This window comes from Billgrantia endophytica (genome assembly GCF_002879615.1).
Classification (GTDB): Bacteria; Pseudomonadota; Gammaproteobacteria; order Pseudomonadales; family Halomonadaceae; genus Halomonas; species Halomonas endophytica.
On the sequence record NZ_PNRF01000028.1, the window covers coordinates 259,472 to 275,777 of the forward strand.

Sequence of the window (16,306 nt, forward strand, 5' to 3'; positions counted from 1 at the left end):
TCTCATTGTCGGACCACAAGGTAACGCAGGAATTCCGCGAGGGGAACTGTCACCAACCAGGCACAGGGAGCCGTGCGCATGAGAGTCAGACAAGGTTTCGTCATTCTGCCCATCCTGCTTGGTGTCGGTCTGCTGCTGAGTACACCGGCACTGGCTGGAGAGGTTACCCACCATCGCTTCCACTCGGAAACCCTGGGGCGCGATTATCCTTATACGCTTTATCTGCCCGAGGGCTACCGGGAGTCGAATCTGGCGTATCCCATTCTCTACCTGCTGCATGGCTCGAACGGCAGTGAACGTGACTGGGTCGAGCGCGGTTCGCTCCGGGAAACGGCGGACAGGCTGATACGTGACGGCATCATACCTCCGGCAGTGATCGTGATGCCCGGAAGCGAGAGCTGGTGGATCGATGGCCATAACGAGGCTGCCCGCACCGCGTTCCTCGAGGATCTTCTACCCCATGTCGAAGAGACGTGGCAGGTCGTGCCCCTGCGCGAGTGGCGGGGTGTGGCGGGCCTCTCCGCCGGGGGGTACGGAAGCATCAATTTTGCACTTGAACGGCCCGAACTGTTCGGTGCCGCCGCGGCGTTGAGCCCCGCCAGCTACTATCCCTTTCCGCCGGCCAATTCCTCGGCGCGTCGTCACCCCGCCTTTCTCGATAACGAAGGCGGCTTCGATACCGAGCTATGGGAGCGGCATCACTACAGGGCACACCTGGACCGCTACCTGGAGAGCGACCTCGTCGTTCCGCTCTACCTGAGCGCCGGCAACCGGGATGTCTACAACGCCGAACATCATGCACGCCTGGTTCATCAGGCGCTGAAACACCACCAGCCCGGCCTGGTGCCTCTGGAGGTCCTGGGCGGCGGCCACACCTGGCGAGTCTGGCGTGCCAGCCTGCCTCGAGCCCTCGACTGGATGTTCCTTTTCCTGCAAGGCCCGGTGCCGCTGGAAACGCTCACCGAGAAGGTTGCCATCGATGCGCGGGAGGAAATGGAAGAGCGGGAGGAGTGATGCGACGCGTGATCGGGTATGAAACAGTTGGCTCAGCGGAATCATGTCCTGACAGGAGAACCTCATGAACCGGGTCATTATCGTGACGGGTGGAAGTCGAGGGATCGGTGCCGCGACAGCGCGGCTGGCAGCAGCGGAGGGTTATCGAGTCTGCCTGACGTATTGCCATCATCGCCATGCGGCCGACGAGGTCGTGGCCGCCATCGTCGATAGCGGTGGCCAGGCCATGGCAGTGGCCGCCGATGTCGGCGTCGAGAAAGATGTCGTGCGGCTTTTTGCAGAGGTCGATCGACATCTTGGTCCTGTCCAGGTGCTGGTCAATAACGCCGGGATACTGGAAGTCCAGAAGCGGGTGGAAGACATGGACGCCGAACGCCTGGCACGTGTATTGGCGGTGAATGTCACGGGCAGCTTCCTGTGTGCTCGAGAGGCGATCCGGCGCATGTCGAGCCGACACGGTGGAAGCGGTGGCGCCATCGTCAATCTCTCGTCGCGGGCCGCCTGCCTGGGTGCTCCCGACGAGTATGTGGACTACGCTGCGGCCAAGGGCGCCATCGATACCTTCACGATCGGGTTGGCCAAGGAAGTCGCCGAGGAAGGGATTCGCGTCAATGCGGTGCGCCCGGGACTGATCGACACCGAGATCCATGCCAGCGGTGGCGAGCCTGGACGCATCGAACGCTTGAGGCAAGGCGTGCCCATGCAGCGGGGTGGTCATGCCGAAGAGGTTGCCAGGGCGATCCTGTGGCTGGCTTCCGACCAGGCTTCCTATACCACCGGTTCGTTCATCGACGTGTCCGGCGGTCGTTGACCGTGCTGGCGAATCCGCATCCCCGGCATGTTGCAAGTTAGGCTGTCGTTTTTACCTCTCCTCCGAGTCGATCTGGTCGAGCAGATCCGTGACGGCGCGCTCCAGCTGGCGGTCGCGGTTCGCCACCTCGTCCTCCGGTGTCTGCTCGACCACGATATCGGGCATGGCACCGTTATGCTCCATGTCGGTGCCATCGGGCAGGTACCAGCCGCGGAACGGTCGTCTCACCGTGGCACCGTCGATCAGCGTATGGCTATTGGTGGAAATCACGCCCCCATAGGTCTGCTGTCCTACCAGGTTGCCTCGGCCGAGGGTAGAGAAGGCATGGGCCAGGATCTCGGCATTCGAGTAGCTCTTCTCGTTGGCCAGCATGTTGATGGGGAGCGTATAGCGTGGCGCGTCCAGCCTGTCCTGCGGGTAGTGGCCGGCATCGTTCAGGTCGGCCCCGGCCGGGATCGTATAGGCATGCTCGCCGGCCATGATCGAGGTCAGTATGCGGTCCGTGGTATGGCCGCCACCGTTGTTGCGCACATCGATGATCAGGCCGTCCTTGTCCATGGCGGCGGCGTACAGGTCGCCCTGGAAACCCTCCAGCGAGGTCTGGTTCATGGCCTGGATATGCAGGTAGCCCAGCCTGCCATCGGAGAGTTCCTCGACCTTGCGACGGCTCCGTTCACGGAAGTCGTCGTATCGCAGTCGCGCCAGTTCGCTGATGCCGACCGCGGTCAGGATGGTGCGATACTCGGTATGGCCCGCGTCGCCGGGGCGCTCGAAGGTGACCACCACCTCTTCGTCGACTCGCCCGCGCAGACGTTGCAGCAGGGTATCGTTCTCCTCGAAAGGCCGCAGGTCGATCTCGGTGACCACGTCCCCGGAGGCGAGCGGCATGGGGCCACGATCCGCCGGCCCTTCGGGCAGAACCCGCCTCACGCGATAACCGATCCTGCCATCCACCTGGGAAATGAGGCGCTCCTCTTCGATGCCGAACCGGCCGGAGGGCTCGCGCAGCGCCGAGACAGGGCCGGGGTTGGAGACGCCCATATGCGAGGCAGCCAGCTCCCCCATCAGACGGTTGGCGATATCACTGAACTCACTGGGAGTGCGCGCTCGGCGTACGAGCGTCTCGTAGTCGTCTACCACCTCATCCCAGGCCAGGCCCTTCAGGTCCTGGCGGTAGAAGTTTTCTCCAATCACCCGGGCCGCTTCATTGAACTTCTGCAGCGCCTGCCGGCGCAGGTCGATACGTATGCGATCGGAGATGTCAGGGTGGCGTGGCGACCCCCCCGAGAGCCTGGCGACACCAACGCGGCCGTTGGCGATATACACGACCTGGTCGCCGGTGGTGCTGAGATGCTGGACATTGGCGGTAGGTCCAAGGCGCTGCCTGTCGCTGCCGTCCCAGCTCATGGTCACCAGCCCTTCGCTGCCGTCATTGACTATGTAGCGATCCCCGCCGGGCGTCATTTCGTTGGAGGACTGATGGGTGGGTGAGGCGGTGATGCGTTGGACGCGGCGCCAGGCGTTCTCGAGATCCAGCACGGGCTCGTTGTCTGCCAACGGCTCGGAACCCGCTTCCTCCGGCATGATGGGCAAGGGGGTGAGTTCAGCCGCGGCAGAGCGCGCATCCCGGTAATAGGCGGTGCGCTCACGGGGCGTATAGGTGGCGAGGCTGCGGTCCAGATAGACGCTATAGAGGTCGTAGCTGTTGCCCGATCGATTCGAGATGAAGCTCAGCTTGCGCCCATCGGCTGACCAGCGCGGGTTGAGGTCGTTGCGGGGATGCCGTGTGATATTGACCGGCTCCTGGGAGCCATCCGCCGGCACGACGAAAATATTGGCGCTGTAGTTGAGGTCGTTCTGGGAATAGGCAATGTAGCGGCTATCCGGCGACCAGCGCCAGTGGATGAAGCTGTCCCAGCCTTCGACCAGCGTTCTCTCCTCGCCGCTCTCCTGGTCCAGCACCATGAGGTCGCCTCTGCCACGGCGAAAAGCAAGGTACCGGCCATCGGGAGAGGGAGAGACGTCGCGATCATTGGTGTCGTTTGCCACCAGCGGCCGCACGTCGAACTGCACGGCATCGTGCCAGCGAGTCGGGTCCTGTTCGGGAGGAACATCGTCCGGGACCTCGGGCTCGAGGTCTTCCTCGGGGATGCTCTCCGGCTCGATGGGCGGCTCTTGCGTGGGCGTGGGCACGTCCACCGGGTCGGCCGGGGTCGGCAGGAATGGCGGTTCGAAGATCAGCCCCGGGTCCTGGGGGGCAAAGGGATCCTCGGGCTCGCTGGCGTGGGCGACGGCATCCGGTTCGTCGACCACGTCGGGGTCCACCTGGGTGGCTGGCGAGTCGGGCAGGGTCTCGTCGGAGAGCGCCGGGGAGGTGGCGGGCTCCCAGCCCGCGTCCGGTTCCTGGCCGGCAGGGAGCCGCTCATGGGTCTGGCGAATCTCGTCGCGTGTCAGCGAGACGCGGGCTTCATGGATCGAGTCCGTACCATCGGCATCGTTGACGAAAAGGAGGCGCAGGCCATCCGGCGACCAGGCGATATCGCGATGCCGCGCATGGGTATTGGGCGTCACCGCCAACGTCGGGCTTTGTTCGTCCATATGGCGCACGTAGACCCGGCCATAGGCGATGTAGGCCATGGTCTTGCCATCCGGGCTGAGGGCCGCCTCGCTGACGTCGCGGTTGATGCGCCGCAGTTCATGGACGTCGCGGCCATCGTCGGGTGCCCTCAGCGTGATGGGTTCGGGCTCGGCGCCGGGGTTCTCCAGGTCCAGGGTGTAAAGCGTGTCCCAGACCTGCAATATCGCGGTGCTGCCGTCGCGGGAAACATCGAAGTGCTGAAGGTCGCGCTCGTCGAAATGGGTTAGCCGCTCGAATTGACGCGACTCATCCTGCAGGTCGACCCGATAGAGATTGACCGTCTCGTCCTCCCGGTTGGACATGAAAAGCAGGGACTCATCGTCGACCCAGCGTGCGCGGCCGTCATCTCCGTCCCGCTCGGTGAGGGGCTCGAACTCCTTCGTTTCGCGATCGTGGATCCACACGTTCATGGCGTCCGGGCCACGATAATGGCGGCGGTTCCAGCCATGGTAAGCCCCGCCGCGGGTGAAGACGACGCGCTGCCCATCGGGCGAAAGCTGTGGATCGGAGCCGAAGGCATCATGCAGCCGGCTGTATTCACCCCCCTCCGGCGAGAGCCGGTAGGGCCTCTGGTCACGATAGACATCGGCTTCGAGCATGCCCGAGAAGGTGATGACGGGTTCGCCATCGGCGTCGGTGCCGAACAGGGGGTTGCGCAGGTGCTGGTCACCATGGGTGAGCTGGGTCAGTTGACTGCCATCCCGGCGCATCCGCCAGAGATTCAGATAGCCATCCCGCATCGAGGCGAATACGATCCACTCCCCATCGGGGCTCCAACTTGAGTAGAGATCGTCGAGATCGTGCCGGGTCAGGCGTATCGCCGTGCCGCCATCGGCCGCGGCGCGCCACAGGTCGCCTCGCCAGCTGAAGATGAGTTCCGAACCATCGGGGCTGATGGAGGGGAAGCGGGGCAGCCCGACCTGATTGGTCTCCGCTGCTGCGCCAGGTGGCACGCTTGCCAGGACCCCTCCCACTACCGTCAGGAATGACAGCCGCCTCACGGCGGCTCGGAGCGACGAGCGTTTGCGGCTTGGCACTTCCATTCGACGAGCCTTGATTTCAAGGGATGCATGCATCCCCAACGTAGCAGCAATCCCGCATCCCTTCGAACACCTGCCAGACATCGGCTTGGTTGAACGTGTCTCCTTCGTCTAGGCTGTCTGACGACAGCGGAGTTTCCGGCGGTTCGGCATCCGTCCATGGAAGGAGGGAAGAGTGAGCGAAGCGCGAGATCCCTATCCCGATGCGCTACGTGCCGCAGCCCTGCTTATCGTGGTGCTCGGGCACTGGGTGGCCACCCTGCCGCGAGTCGAGGACGGCGTCCTGGTGGACACCGGCCATATCCTGGAGGCCTGGGCCCCCGCAGGGTTGTTCACCTGGCTGGTACAGGTCGTGCCGCTGTTCGTGTTCGTCTCGGCGGCGGTCAGTTCCGAAGGCGTCCAGCAGCGCCTCGATGAAGGCAAGCCACACCTGCACTGGTGGGCCGAGCGGGCGCTGAGCCTGGCCCGGCCCACCGTCACCTACCTGGCCGTGTTGACGGTATTCGTCGCCGTTGCGTTCTTTACCCGAGAGGGGATTCTTGGGCCGCTCAATCACTCATTGACGGTTCACCTGTGGTTCCTGCTGACCCTGCTGGGGGTGCAACTGCTGCTGCCCCTCAGTGTCTGGGCCGACCGCCGCTGGGGGCTGGGGGCCGTCGTCGGGCTGATCGTACTGGTCGCTGCGATCGATCTCCTGCGTGCCCGCCCTACGTCGCCCGGCGCCCTGCTCGAGCTGGGCGCCCTGGTGACCGACACTCACGACCTTTTTGCCTGGGTCAACACCGCCCTCGTCTGGGTCGTGCCCCAGCAGCTCGGCATCGCCTGGTGGCATGGGCGCTTTGCCGGCCGGCGCACCGGCATCGGGCTGCTGCTGTTCGGGTTGTCCTGGCTGGGGTTGGCCGTGGCGTCCGGCTATCCGGTGTCGATGGTGAACGGCAATGTCGGCGGCCACACCAACCTGCTGCCGCCAACCCTGGCACTGCTGGGCGTGATGTGGCTTCAGGTCGGCGTGGTGGTGATCTTCGAGACCCCGGTGAGGCGGTTCTTGCAGCGTCGTCACATGGGGCGCTGGGTGGCCATGCTGGGCGCATTGGGCCTGCAGCTTTATCTGTGGCACAAGTTTGCCGAACTCCCTGCGGCCTGGCTGGGAACGCGCCTGGGCTTTCCCATCGATGCCGGCGTGCCCGGAGAAACGGGGTTCTGGATAGGGCGCCTGGAATGGATAGGGCTCTGCATCGTCATGGTCGCCCCCATCATGATTGCCGTAGTGAGCTTCGAACGCATGCGCAGGCGGGACGTGGCCTCGACGACCAGTATGCCGGCCATTCTGGCGGGGGGGATCGCGTTGATCGCCGGCCTCGGGATCAGCCTGGGGCTTGGGGCCAAGCCCGGCGCCGTCATCGGCCTGGTGGGCGTCGCAGCGGCCTCCTACCTGCTGCGTGCCCGTCGTTAGTACCGCTGTGTCACAAGCATTGCGGTTTTCTGCATAAGACCGCCTTGATCCCTTGCGCGGTGCGATACTCAGGCCGTCACGATGCGCCGACAGGCCACGTTGAGAATGCCGTGGCACGTCGTCGCCGTGGTATCCGAAAACTCACCCAATATTTCGCCATCCGCCGTTAGTGTCTTGGCATGACGCAGCTGGAGGCGGCACTGCGATGAAGTGACATGTACCACGGTGGAGCCGTTTTCAGTCTCGCGGCCCAACAGGCGGGTCGCCAGGAACACCATCAGCAGGCGAAGCCGCGACCTGGGTCGTACGGCGACGATATCGAGCTTGCCGTCGTCTATCCGGGCTTCGGCAACGCGTTGCCCGCCGCCGAAGAACGCCCCCGAGGCGATGGCGATCGTCAGCCAGCGCCCTTCGGCAGTGCCATCGTCATGAGTGATCTTCCCATGGAAGCCTTGCTGTATGCCGACCTTCTTCGCCAGAATGGCCAGATAGCTGAAGCGCCCGAATAGCGACTTGTGCTTTGCGGAGGCTTCCCTGGCAGGAACCGTTCCCAGTCCGATATGGGCGACATTGAGGAACATCCGGCCATTGATCCACGCGACATCCACATCCGCCGTCTGGCCTGAAGCGATCAATTGGCACAGTTCCCGAGGATCGTCCGGCAGGTCCAGATTACGTGCGAAATCATTTGCCGTACCCGAGGGCAACACACCCAGCGAGGCGTTGCGCTCGACACACACCACGGCTACTCGATTGACCGAGCCGTCGCCACCGGCGACCAGCACTCGGTCACCTTCCATGACATCCTGCTCCCATGCCGTATCGGCAATGTCACGAACCGACAGGTCATCAAGGCCGACGGCACCCAGGTGGCTCCGCCAGTAGGATTCGCCATGCTCGCCGTCGCCGGCATCGGTATTGACAATCAACCAGTAGCGCATCCTGGTGTCTCCTTCACCCGCCACTAACCTTTTCAATACGGCTGTTTCGTCCCTGGTCTTGCCTGTTCGGTCTTTCGCTTTGTAGAGCATAGCGAGTTGCCGGGGTTCGTTCCTCTTCGACTATGGTATCTGCACGATATTCTGCCCGTGTTTTCTTCTTTGCGACTGGATGTCACCTTGCGCCTCGCCAGGAAAGAGAAGAAAGAAATGCACAGAAACAGGGTGAATACAGAAAAAAACAGTGCGGTTAACTATGTTCAGGCTGTCGGCCAGCATGGTTCAATCTGGCGTCGTATTTTCCGTAAGTCCCATGGTTTATTCAGCCATAACGGCTGCTTAGGGTTGTCGGAAATATCCCGTAGGGAGAATTCCTTGCTTGAAACGCCCCTTGTCGATGCAGGAGGTAGAACGTGGCACCCGATACCCATCAAGACGACATTCCGGCCACCATGGCCGCCATGCTGCTGACCGACCATGGCGGCGTGGAGAAGCTGGTTTACCGTGAGGACGTTGCCACCCCCAGGCCGGCACGGGGTGAAGTGCTGGTGAAGGTGACGGCCACCGCCAAGAACAATACCGACCGCAAGGCCCGCGAAGGGCTTTATCCGACCAAGGAGAAGGGCGAGGTCACCTCCTTCTCCATGGGTGGTTCGCCGACACTGACCTTCCCGCGTATCCAGGGCGCGGACGTGGCGGGGCGGGTGATGGCCGTTGGTGAAGGCGTGGATGCCAGCCGCATCGGCGAGCGGGGCCTGCTCGATTTCAACCTCTACCCCGATGATCGCCGCGACATCAACCTGACGCCGGACTACTACGGCCACGGGGCCGATGGCGGCTTTGCCGAATACATCGCCGTGCCGTCGGACCAGTTCCACCACGTACCCAACCCGGCACTCTCCGACGCCGAGCTCGCCTCCATGGGCATGTGCTCCTATCAGACCGCCTATCACATGATGACCTCGGCCAACGTGAGCGCCGGCGAGCGGGTATTGGTCAGTGGTGCCAGCGGCGGTGTGGGCACCGCGCTGATCCAGCTCTGTCGCATCGTGGGGGCGATTCCTTACGCCGTGAGCCAGCTCGACAAGGCGGGACCCCTGCTGGCGTTGGGCGCCGAGGCGGTGATCGACCGAGGCGACCTGCCGACCTTCGTCGAGCGGGTACTGGAGACGACCGGTGGTGCGCCGATCGACGCGGTGATGGATCTGGTCGGCGGCGAGATGACCGACCGGTTCATCGACACCATGATCGTCGACATGAAACACCGCGCCACCTACCCACGGCTCTCCATCGCCGGGGCCAGCGGCGGCAACGTCAGCGAGATCATGTGGACCCGAATCTATCTCTACCAGGTGCAGATCTTCGGCGTCTCCCATGGCACCCGCGAGGAAGCCGAACAACTGGTGGAATGGATTCGCTCCGGCGAGCTCAAGCCGGTGCTGCACGCGGCGTTCAAGCTCTCCGACCTGCACGAGGCCGAGCGCTACTTCGTCAATCGCGGCAGCAGCTACTTGGGCAAGATCGTCGTCGTGCCCGATTCCGAATGGGCCGAGCACGGCGCACCCCATACCCTCAAGGGGATCGCATGAGCCACGAACTCACCCTGCAATTGATCGATACTCATGCCGGTGGTGATGTCAGCCGCATCGTGTTCGGTGGCGTCGACCCGCTGCCCGGAGCCACGGTAAGGCAGCAGATGGAATACCTGGAGAACGATGCCGACGGGCTGCGTAAACTGCTGCTGAACGAACCCTACGGCATTCCCGAGATGTCGGTGGACCTGATCGTGCCGGCTTGCGACCCCCGGGCCAAGATGGGCTACATCATCATGGAGGTGATGGGCTACCCGATCTATTCCGGCTCCAACACCATCTGTACTGCCACCGCACTGCTGGAAGCCGGGCTGATACCCAAGCAGGAGGGCAAGCAGCGCTTCATGCTGGAATCACCGGCAGGACTGGTGCAGATCGAGGCGCGGGTGGAGAACGGCGTGGTGGAAGCCATTACCTGTGGCGGCCTGCCCAGCTACATCGACACCCACCGGGCAAGCATTCATGTGCCCTCGGTCGGCGACGTGACCTATAGTATCGCCTATAGCGGCGGCTTCTATGCCCTGGTGGATGCCACCGAACTGGGCTTCGCGTTGACGCGTGCAGAGGAGTCGCAACTGGCCAAATGTGCCCATGCCATCGTGGAAGCCATCCAGACCCGTACCGGTTTCTCCCACTACACCCTGGGTGACGTTGGGCCGCTGCCGTTCCTGCACTTCATGGGGCCGGTCGACCAGATCGCCGATGATTTCTACCGCTCCCGGTCGGCAACCTATGTTCACCCGGGCGTGATCTGCCGGAGCACCACCGGTACCGGTACTTCGGCACGGCTGGCCCTGATGCACCATGAAGGGCTCATCAAGCCGGGTGACAGGTTGGAAACCGTCTCCCTGCGCAACACCGGTTTCATCGGTGAGTTCGTCAGTTCCCGGGAGGCCGGCAGGTACCAGGTGGTGGAGAACAACATAACGGGCAAGGGCTTTGTGCTGGCCCGTTCAGAGATCGTCGTCAACTGCTCGGACATGCTGGTGGACTGCGACAGCGTACACCATATCCTCAGCACTCGGCACGGTTGAGACGCGTGCGGCCGGGGTTCCACAGGAAGCCTCACGGCGGGCAGCCAGGTAGCTGCCCGCCGTTCAGTGCAGCGCCTGTTCCATTCGGTTCCTGCTCAGTTCAGCTTCTTTTCCATGCGTTTTTCCAGCGCGTCCAGATACGCTCGTATCCGTTCGGCGTTGGTTCCGGTGTCGCTGCGACCGACACGGGAGGCGGAGCGAACGTCCACCCGCACCCCCTCTTCCGTCTCGCTCAGCCGGATGACCACATCATCCTTGAAGCCGAACCAGGTGGTGGTGTCGGTGGCTTCGATGGTGCCATTGTCCATGCCGGCCAGCTTCCACTGGAAGGCACGCACTTCGGCCAGCGCGGCATCGAAGACCGTGGATGGGGAAGCCTGGAACAGTAGCGGCCCGATATCCGGATAGGCATCGTGCTGCTGCCGGGCGGTGCGCTCGCCGGGGTAGTCCACCGCATTGGGTGCAGCCTCCCTGGCTTCCACCAAAACCGTGAAGGCGGGCGGGTTGGCGGTGTCCGTTGTGATGTCATGGATAGGTGGCACCGCCTGGGCACGCTGCCAGTGCTGCCAGGGAATGGCCAGCAACCCCACCACACCAGCGATCACCAGGCCACTGATCAGGACCGGACGCACGCGTCGGCAGAAGGCGGCAATCAGCAGGGCGAGCAGGCTGAGCCCGGCCGCAGCCATGGCCGCATAGACGCCGTAGCGCAACATGTTGAACGCCTGGTGCAACGAAAGCCATTCAAAACGATGGGCCGGTCCGGCTGCCGCCATCAGCAGGGCGGCCAGCATCAGCATCAGTAGCGCGAGCCCGACCGTTGCCCCTGCCAGTCGGCCCCTACGTCGTCTCTTCATCATGTCGCTGTCTATCCAGGTCCTATTATTCTTGAAGCCGATGCGTCCTGCCTCTCGCGGCCACCCTCCACCAGCGTAAACCAATCTCGGGCCCGGGTCGCTGAGCGCCTCACCTTGCTGGTGGTCGACGTGCGGCGTTTAACAGGATGGTTGCGTTTCCTGACGTTTCATTTCGCTGTGTCCCTGAGGGCCAACTACTTTTAAGAGGTACTACCTTCAAGACGTCGGTTTACTCAAGGAGGGAGCGAGATGAAAAGGACATTATTGGCTATTGCGATTGGGGCAATCTCCGCCGGTATCGCCGGGGGCGCCCTGGCTCAGGAAACCGAGGACGATATCGAGCGCAACGGCGATGCGACAATGAGCGAAGAGCAAACCAACCAGGACACAGACGACACCCAGGCGGCTGACGACGATGGCGATCAGGAAGACCTGGACATCGATGACGATGATCTGGACGCCGAAGGCGATGATGCCGACGATTATGAGGAGATGGACCCCGAAGACATGGACGTCGAGGAGACGGACACGGAGCAGACCGGCGAGGCGCCTCAAACCGACGCCGATGACGCTTTCGACGAGATGGGTGCCGCCGAGGCCACCCTGGACGAGTCACTGGGCGCCATGCAGGTCAGCGAACTCGAAGGCATGACCGTCATCAATATGGAAGACGAGGAGATTGGCGACATCCAGAGTGTCGTCAAGCATAACGATACCGGCGATCTCCATGCGGTCGTTACCGTTGGGGGGTTCTGGGGCATGGGTGGAACGGACATCACCCTGCCGCTGGCGGAGATGCAACTGGAGGACGAGCAGCTCGTGTTCCAGCAGACTTACGGTGAAGATGAGCTCGAAAGCTCGAACGAGTATGACGAGGACCGCTACAGCGACGTGGATGACGACATGACCCTCTCGGACGCCTGGGGGCTGTAAGGCAACGTCCAGATCCGAAAAACCGTCGAAAGAAGGCAAGGCCATGCGCCTTGCCTTTCTTTTACTAGGCCTTCGATGTGTCATGTGGGTCTGGCCTGCTCCAGTAACCGTCCAACAGGGTGGAAAAAACAGGTTGCGGGAGGTAGTGTCGACCTGCCCCAGAGCCGGGTGCCATGGGGCGAGACGGTTTTCACAAAGGCATCTATAAGGGAGCAAGCAATGGCGACAAGGAGCGGTAAGCGTACTTTCATGGCGGCCCTGGTCGCACTGTTCGGACTGGTCAGCCAGCCGCTATGGGCGCACGCCCATGTGACCGATACGCACCCCGACGATGGCGCGGTGCTGGAGCAGGCCCCAGCGCGGCTGGAGCTCCAGTTCGATGCACCGATTCGTATCACCCGGTTCGACGTCAGCGGCCCGCAGGGGGCGGTCGAGACGAGCGAAGACCCGGTCGGCCCGCCGTCGGAACGGCATGCCGCCGTGCCCGCCGATACCCTGGAAGCGGGCGAATACCAGGTCGTCTGGCGCGGTATCGCCGAGGATGGCCATACCATGTCGGGTGACTACCGCTTCACGATCCAAGAGTAAGCCATGAACGGGATCGCCCTGGCTGGCCTGGACCCGTGGACGGCCGGTCGTGTTCTCTCCCTGGCAGGGTTCTACGGGGCCGCGCTGCTGGCGGTGGGTGGCGTGCTGTTTCGCTTTGCCTTTCCTTCGTTGCCGCAGCGCGAGACGACCGTGCTCAAGCGCAGTATCCTGCTCGCGGTCTGGGCAGGCATCGGGATGCTACTGCTGCTTTGGCTGCTGCAGGCCGCCTATCTGGGGGGTGGCAACTGGGCAGCGGCCCGCAACCCGCTGTTACTGGGGATCGCGGGAGACGGCGCCCAGGGAGATCGGTTGCGCTTGGCGGTGGTCGGGCTGCTGCTGCTGCAAGCCAACCTGATGGAAGGCCGGTTCAGGCCGTTGCGTCACGGGCTGAGCATGATGGGTATCGGGCTGGTACTGCTGGCCTTCGCCCAGGTCGGCCATACCCGTGGTGATCCTCGCCTGGGTGGCCTGCTGGTCGTTCACCTGACCATGGCCGCGTTCTGGGCGGCGGCGCTGATGCCGCTATACCGGCTGGCTGGCCGACGCCCGGGCGATGACTCGTCGTCCCGGCTACTGGCCCAGTTCGGGCGCTTCGGCTTGGCCCTGGTGCCTTTACTGCTCATCGCCGGGGGCTGCCTGGCCGCGTGGTTACTGGGTGGCCGGCTGTCCGCGCTGCTGTACACGCCCTACGGGCAGCTTCTGTCAATAAAGTTGACCCTGGTCGCGCTGCTGCTGCTCCTGGGTGCCACCAACCGATGGTGGCTGGTGCCCGCTGCGGTACGGGGCGCACCGAACGCCAGCCGCCGGCTGCGCGGCAGCATTGCCGCCGAGGGACTATTGATGGCGCTCATCATACTGGTCGCGGCAGGACTACTGACCACCACCTCCCCGGTCGGATAGCGGAGATCACCGTTCACTTCGATCCAGTCGGGTCCGTACGATGCCAGCCGGCCAACCGCGCCTGGTAAGTTCCAAGGGTGGTGCGCCAGGCCCAGCGCGGCTTGCCCATTGCCGCGGTGCCTCTACCCATCATTGGCACAACGGGGCGTTGCGTCGCTGTGATCATGGTCACAACAAACGGAGACGTCATTGCGCGCAGCAGCGCCGAGTAATTGAGCCCGAAGCGGATCTCCGTGCCGGGCGCCAGGCGGTGCTGCGTTTCCAGCACCAGGTGATCGCTGCTGGCGGCGAGCACGCTGATGTCGCCCGGGGGCGTCAGGCCATCCGGGTCCACATCTTGCCGACCGATCGCGGCGATCGTCTGAATGATGGTGCCACGTTCGAGCATCTGCATCGGCACGCCGAATGCTGCCTCGCCTGTTGCGCCTCGTGGCGCTGTCGGTTTGGCCAGCGACTCGATGACGGGCACCACCAGTGTGAAGGCGTCGGTGTGCAGGCCGTTCAGGGGCTTTCGCGTGAGGGGGTCGCATCCCAGCAGGATCGACTCGCCGAGCCGCAGGTCATTGACTCGGCCGGCTGGCGCTTCGATGGCCCAGGCGAGATTTGCCGAATTGCCGCCGGAAACGATCGGCAGGTGTAGGCCCAGCTCACCTTCGAGCAGGGTCGCAAGCGAAGATAGCTCATCCATATTGCCAGCGCTTGGCACGACGCCGGCACGGCATGCCAGGTTGGTGCCGAGGCCGACGAGCGTGACGTGAGGAGTGCGCGATATGCGCCGGGCAAGGTCGAGCACCTCGCCTGGCAGCACGCCTTCGCGTAGATCCCCCAGCTCCACCATCAGCACCAGGCCGTGAATGACGCCGCGTTTGCCCGCCGCCGCTGACAATGCATTCACCACCTCGGGCTCACTCACCTGGCTGATGCTTGCGCATGCCACTGTCCGGCCGGCCTGATCGGGCGTGGGAGAACGCAGCAGCGTCAGCGGCGTGCGGATGCCTGCGTCGCGAAGTGCCTCGAGATTTTCGATCCGTGAATCGCCAAGACGCGCCACACCCCCCGCGATCATGGCGTTCGCCACTTCGGGCAAGCCCAGGGTCGCCTTGGTGACCCCGGTGACGTCGATACCGCGACCGGCCAACAGGGCGACAAGTTCTCGAGCGTTGTCCTCGATCTTGGCCAGATCGATTTCGATGCGGGGGCAGATCACGCCATTTCCAGTTGCCGATGCGCCTGCAGTGCGGGAAAGGCGGCGGTGACCATCGCCACCAGTGCCGAGGGGTCGTGCCACAGCGCATCGGTGGCGGGGATGCCGAGTTCGACATCGTAGCGGGCGATGGCCGCCGTGACCTCTGCCTCGGTCATGTCCTCGTGATTGATGGCCAGCCCGATGACCTTGGTCTTGCCGAACAGCTCGATGAGCTTGATCTCCGAGAGGGGAGACGGCATCCGCACCTCCGGATAGTCACTGAGCATTGTGCGGGCCGGGGCATGCTGCATGATCACGGCTTGTGGTCGGCTGGCGCGCAATACGACCGTCGAGCTCAAGTACGCGGGGTGGCTGAGGGCGCCCTGACCCTCGATCACGATAACGTCGGGGCGCTCGCCTTCATAAGCGGCAAGCACCGCCCCCTCCAGCTCGCCGACGCCGAACTGGGCGGGAATCGCATCCAGTGCGACGCCGTAGGCCGCACCCTGCATGAGACCGGTCTGCCCCGTTCCCACCATGACGGTGCGAATTCCGGCATCGTTGAGTGCCTGGGTGAGAAGCGTCGAGGTGGTGCGCTTGCCGATCGCGCCATCCGTGCCCAGCACCGCGATGCGCACGCAGTCGACGCTGTTGATCGCCCCATCGAACATGCGCAGATGCTTGGTTGGGCGTGGTCGGCGTATATCGTGAAGCGTCACTCCGGTGGCGAGTGCCGCCGCCGAGAACTCCGGGTCGTCCGCGAGGAACTCGTGCAGGCCGGATACCACGTCGATTCCCGCCGCCACGGCGGCAAGCACCACCGCGCGATCTGACTCGGACATCAATCCCGACAGCGGCGCAAGGCCGAAGATGAGCACGTCGGGAAGATCGTCAGCCGCTGCGAGCGCCGCCGTCAGGTCCGCCACGATGGGAATGCCCGCTGCCGCATCGCCCAGGGCGATACCCGCATCTTCGCCGGTCATGGTGCTGTCGATGACGGAGAGGATGCGATACCTCTCGCTGCTGCGCACCAGGCCGTTGGCCGTCTTGCCATCGATGCGCGTGAAATTGCCCTCGCAATACACGACGGCCGATTGACGGGCGTCACCGCGGTGAGTGGCTGAGTTGAGAATGGCATGAAGGGAAGTAGGAAGCATGAATCGCAAACCTCAGGTCTGGACTCAGAGGAGGCGACGGGATGGCCCGGCCGATACGGCCGACAGTCAACGAGAGGACCCCACCAAGACAAGTGGATGTACGTCAGCATACACAGATTGGGGGCAGCCGTATGCTTCTGTCTCCACACAGGCATCAGGTTGAAC

Annotated in this window: 13 protein-coding genes; 8 read left to right on the plus strand and 5 right to left on the minus strand. The window is 63.6% G+C overall.

What is annotated here, in order from left to right:
* The first annotated feature begins 78 nt into the window (after positions 1 to 78).
* Together C1H69_RS14460 and C1H69_RS14465 are read left to right on the plus strand one after the other, a co-directional pair.
* Complete coding sequence (locus tag C1H69_RS14460; RefSeq protein ID WP_102654082.1) at positions 79 to 1,014, plus strand: alpha/beta hydrolase; 936 nt, start codon at positions 79 to 81, stop codon at positions 1,012 to 1,014.
* A gap of 64 nt (positions 1,015 to 1,078) precedes the next feature.
* The gene (locus C1H69_RS14465) at positions 1,079 to 1,825 is read left to right on the plus strand and encodes an SDR family oxidoreductase (protein WP_102654083.1); all 747 of its coding nucleotides are present in this window, start codon (positions 1,079 to 1,081) and stop codon (positions 1,823 to 1,825) included.
* 51 nt (positions 1,826 to 1,876) lie between these two features.
* Here the strand turns inward: C1H69_RS14465 and C1H69_RS24430 are convergent, their stop codons facing one another.
* On the minus strand, positions 1,877 to 5,464 hold the full coding sequence (locus C1H69_RS24430) for a S41 family peptidase (RefSeq protein ID WP_276308766.1): 3,588 nt from the start codon (positions 5,462 to 5,464) through the stop codon (positions 1,877 to 1,879).
* Between the two features lie 214 nt (positions 5,465 to 5,678).
* On the opposite strand from C1H69_RS24430, the gene C1H69_RS14475 reads away from it, so the two are divergent.
* Positions 5,679 to 6,956, plus strand: coding sequence for an acyltransferase family protein (locus C1H69_RS14475; protein WP_165789487.1), 1,278 nt, complete (start codon positions 5,679 to 5,681; stop codon positions 6,954 to 6,956).
* Positions 6,957 to 7,024: 68 nt separating this feature from the next.
* On the opposite strand, the gene C1H69_RS14480 is transcribed toward C1H69_RS14475, so the two are convergent.
* Positions 7,025 to 7,897 (minus strand): diacylglycerol/lipid kinase family protein, encoded by an 873-nt coding sequence (locus C1H69_RS14480; protein WP_165789488.1) that lies wholly within the window; start codon positions 7,895 to 7,897, stop codon positions 7,025 to 7,027.
* A 449-nt stretch (positions 7,898 to 8,346) separates the two neighbouring features.
* Here C1H69_RS14480 and C1H69_RS14485 point away from each other — a divergent pair, with 449 nt between their 5' ends.
* A complete protein-coding gene (locus tag C1H69_RS14485) occupies positions 8,347 to 9,483 on the plus strand; it encodes an alcohol dehydrogenase catalytic domain-containing protein (RefSeq protein ID WP_102654154.1) in 1,137 nt (378 codons plus the stop codon).
* Positions 9,480 to 10,520: a proline racemase family protein gene (locus C1H69_RS14490; protein WP_102654087.1), complete on the plus strand. Its 1,041-nt coding sequence runs from the start codon at positions 9,480 to 9,482 to the stop codon at positions 10,518 to 10,520. Before C1H69_RS14485 ends, C1H69_RS14490 begins: the two co-directional genes overlap by 4 nt.
* A 95-nt stretch (positions 10,521 to 10,615) precedes the next feature.
* Here C1H69_RS14490 and C1H69_RS14495 read toward each other — a convergent pair whose 3' ends face one another.
* A complete protein-coding gene (locus C1H69_RS14495) occupies positions 10,616 to 11,380 on the minus strand; it encodes a DUF1499 domain-containing protein (RefSeq protein ID WP_102654088.1) in 765 nt (254 codons plus the stop codon).
* A gap of 246 nt (positions 11,381 to 11,626) precedes the next feature.
* On the opposite strand from C1H69_RS14495, the gene C1H69_RS14500 reads away from it, so the two are divergent.
* The 3 genes from C1H69_RS14500 to C1H69_RS14510 all read left to right on the plus strand — a co-directional run bounded on the left by C1H69_RS14500 (position 11,627) and on the right by C1H69_RS14510 (position 13,798).
* Positions 11,627 to 12,310 carry a PRC-barrel domain-containing protein gene (locus tag C1H69_RS14500; RefSeq protein WP_102654089.1) on the plus strand — a complete coding sequence of 228 codons (684 nt, stop codon included), beginning with the start codon at positions 11,627 to 11,629 and terminating at the stop codon, positions 12,308 to 12,310.
* Between the two features lie 219 nt (positions 12,311 to 12,529).
* On the plus strand, positions 12,530 to 12,898 hold the full coding sequence (locus C1H69_RS14505) for a copper resistance CopC family protein (RefSeq protein WP_165789489.1): 369 nt from the start codon (positions 12,530 to 12,532) through the stop codon (positions 12,896 to 12,898).
* Between the two features lie 3 nt (positions 12,899 to 12,901).
* The gene (locus C1H69_RS14510; RefSeq protein WP_102654091.1) at positions 12,902 to 13,798 is read left to right on the plus strand and encodes a copper resistance D family protein; all 897 of its coding nucleotides are present in this window, start codon (positions 12,902 to 12,904) and stop codon (positions 13,796 to 13,798) included.
* Between the two features lie 13 nt (positions 13,799 to 13,811).
* On the opposite strand, the gene C1H69_RS14515 is transcribed toward C1H69_RS14510, so the two are convergent.
* Both C1H69_RS14515 and C1H69_RS14520 read right to left on the minus strand, forming a co-directional pair.
* On the minus strand, positions 13,812 to 15,005 hold the full coding sequence (locus C1H69_RS14515) for an alanine/ornithine racemase family PLP-dependent enzyme (RefSeq protein ID WP_102654092.1): 1,194 nt from the start codon (positions 15,003 to 15,005) through the stop codon (positions 13,812 to 13,814).
* Positions 15,002 to 16,141 carry an N-acetyltransferase DgcN family protein gene (locus tag C1H69_RS14520; protein WP_102654093.1) on the minus strand — a complete coding sequence of 380 codons (1,140 nt, stop codon included), beginning with the start codon at positions 16,139 to 16,141 and terminating at the stop codon, positions 15,002 to 15,004. Before C1H69_RS14520 ends, C1H69_RS14515 begins: the two co-directional genes overlap by 4 nt.
* Positions 16,142 to 16,306: the final 165 nt, after the last annotated feature.